4 protein-coding genes are annotated in these 1939 nt (G+C 48.2%); 3 read left to right on the top strand and 1 reads right to left on the bottom strand.

Annotated features, from left to right (window positions below):
• Window positions 1-160 precede the first annotated feature (160 nt).
• Window positions 161-424 carry a hypothetical protein gene (locus tag ACNRUY_RS26370; protein WP_488114643.1) on the bottom strand — a complete coding sequence of 88 codons (264 nt, stop codon included), beginning with the start codon at window positions 422-424 and terminating at the stop codon, window positions 161-163.
• 118 nt (window positions 425-542) lie between these two features.
• Between ACNRUY_RS26370 and ACNRUY_RS26365 the strand changes: the two genes are divergently transcribed.
• From ACNRUY_RS26365 to ACNRUY_RS26355, 3 genes are all read left to right on the top strand, one after another.
• Window positions 543-1244: a hypothetical protein gene (locus tag ACNRUY_RS26365; protein ID WP_488114642.1), complete on the top strand. Its 702-nt coding sequence runs from the start codon at window positions 543-545 to the stop codon at window positions 1242-1244.
• A 189-nt stretch (window positions 1245-1433) separates the two neighbouring features.
• Window positions 1434-1724: a hypothetical protein gene (locus ACNRUY_RS26360; RefSeq protein ID WP_488114641.1), complete on the top strand. Its 291-nt coding sequence runs from the start codon at window positions 1434-1436 to the stop codon at window positions 1722-1724.
• A complete protein-coding gene (locus tag ACNRUY_RS26355) occupies window positions 1711-1923 on the top strand; it encodes a hypothetical protein (RefSeq protein ID WP_488114640.1) in 213 nt (70 codons plus the stop codon). The genes ACNRUY_RS26360 and ACNRUY_RS26355 overlap by 14 nt, the downstream gene beginning before the upstream one ends.
• The last annotated feature ends 16 nt before the right edge of the window (window positions 1924-1939 follow it).

Below are 1939 nucleotides of genomic sequence, written 5' to 3'. Positions count from 1 at the left end.
GATTTTTCCTGCCAGATCGATCTTGGAAAGCCCCAGCCCTTCCCGCTGGTTTTTGATCAACCTGCCGATGCTGGCATAAGGCCGCTTGAGTTTTTGTTCTTGTTTGTCGATAATGGAATTGTTCATTTGTGTTTTTCCTCATTCACATTGAACATTTGCTCTAAGCCCCGTTCGCGGGGCTTTCCAATTTCTGAATCCTGCACAACTCCTTTCTCACTGGCTCAGTGATAAAACACTCGATCGCTGTTTCTACCTTCAATGCGCCTTTGCTTGCTGCCACCATCCTTGCGATACGCTCGTTTGAAGGTCTTTTGTCGCTGTAGATGTAAGCGCTGCGAATAACTGCCGAACTGCACCCCAGCTCTGCGGCAAACTCCTCCTGCCCTCCTTTGCTAAGCCGCTTCCAAAAAGTTTTAAAATCCATCGCAAAACGTCCTCCTGTAATGCTTGTTTTAGATGTTAAAACTTTTTGTTATAATTTTTCAACAGTTTTATAAAATTTTGTGTCTACCGCTGTTTTCCACCTGTTCTAAAATGGAACGATGGATATCAGGCAGCTCAGGCGTCGCAACGCCTTAAAACTTTTAAAACAGGAAAATATCTCGAAGTCAGAACTGGCGCGTCGGCTGGATAAGTCGCCTCAGCACGTCGGGGTTTACCTGCGAGAAAATGCAGTTCGCAATATTGGCCATACATTTGCCCGGCAGATCGAGTCTGTATTTTCTCTTGAGAAGGGCTGGCTGGATAAAAATCACGATGCGCCAGAAAGCGGAATTGAATCAGGCGATAGCTCTCTTGCCAGTGTCTATCGGCAGGCAGAGCAATGGGCTGAAAAGCTGTCCTACACACAAAAACACTGGCTGCAGGCCAGGAGCGCAGCAATCCGTCAGGTTGAAGATGATTTTGGAGAGCAGCTTGCAGCGCACAACATACAGATCTTAGAGCTGAAAACCCGTTTTGATTACCGCGCTTCCTCTACTTCCAACCCCTCCACAACTATCAACTTATTTATTCCAATGCCGGGCTTTTCTGGCTGGCTGTGCCCGATGTTTGAGGATGAGAGACCCGATATTCTGGCTATCCCTTTTTTGATGGGTAGCTCAGTGGAGTACGCCATAACCCCTATGGCAGAATATATGCAGTGGGTAGACGACGAGCGCAGCCGTGTAGAAATTAACACCATTGAAAAGTCTGCTGACGGTCACGACCTGAAACCTTTTTTATCCCGCTTTGACTTGATTTAACCCCTTCCAGGCGACCCTCCCCCCTCTCATGGTCGCCGCTTTCTGTCTCAATTTCCCTTAACGACCTCTACCGAATCCCTTCGCCTCACTCACTCGGAATAAAATAAAACATTTTGTTTGCATTGATAACTTAAAGTTGCTAACTTGAAAACAGAGCAAATGAGAACAACCAAGTAATGAGGATTACTTATGAACCACTGCCCCACTTCGGCGGACGAAGCCCGTCACGCCCACACAGAAGGCATCAGAGAGGCCTGCGACATTGCCATTGAGTCTGAATCCGTTGGACTTGTGGATCAGTTTGACGCCGACCTCCTCTCCGCCAGACCGGACAATCTGAATCACGGCCAGTACCTTATTTCAGTTTCTGCCAGATCGCTGGCGCTTATACAGCTGGTTGCCGCTGAGCTGGGTGAAGAGCTCTACCGCCTGGCTGAATCCATGGTTAAGCAAGAGCGGGAGAACCATGATGCGTTTTGACGACGATGCTTTTAAGCGTCGTCTGGCGCATAACGAAAACCTTTTGCAGACACTGGAAGAGCAAAGGACAGCCGCTCACGAAGCGGTCAAAGAAGCCACTGCCAGAATGTTTGACCTGGAGAAGAAACATTCACAGCAGCGGGAAATCGTTCAGAGACTTCAGGATGAGTTGATGGGAATCAGGGAGGTGCAGCAATGAGTAATGTCAGCGTCAT

The sequence above is a fragment of the Endozoicomonas sp. Z74 genome, from assembly GCF_057680865.1.
Note: the sequence above shows the minus strand (reverse complement) of the source record. Positions and strands in the feature narration are given on the sequence as shown.

Excerpts from the sequence above, each read along its gene's own strand:
- ACNRUY_RS26370 (WP_488114643.1), bottom strand. The coding sequence starts at position 424 with ATGGATTTTAAAACTTTTTGGAAGCGGCTTAGCAAAGGAGGGCAGGAG.
- ACNRUY_RS26355 (WP_488114640.1), top strand. The coding sequence starts at position 1,711 with ATGATGCGTTTTGACGACGATGCTTTTAAGCGTCGTCTGGCGCATAAC.
- ACNRUY_RS26365 (WP_488114642.1), top strand. The coding sequence starts at position 543 with ATGGATATCAGGCAGCTCAGGCGTCGCAACGCCTTAAAACTTTTAAAA.
- ACNRUY_RS26360 (WP_488114641.1), top strand. The coding sequence starts at position 1,434 with ATGAACCACTGCCCCACTTCGGCGGACGAAGCCCGTCACGCCCACACA.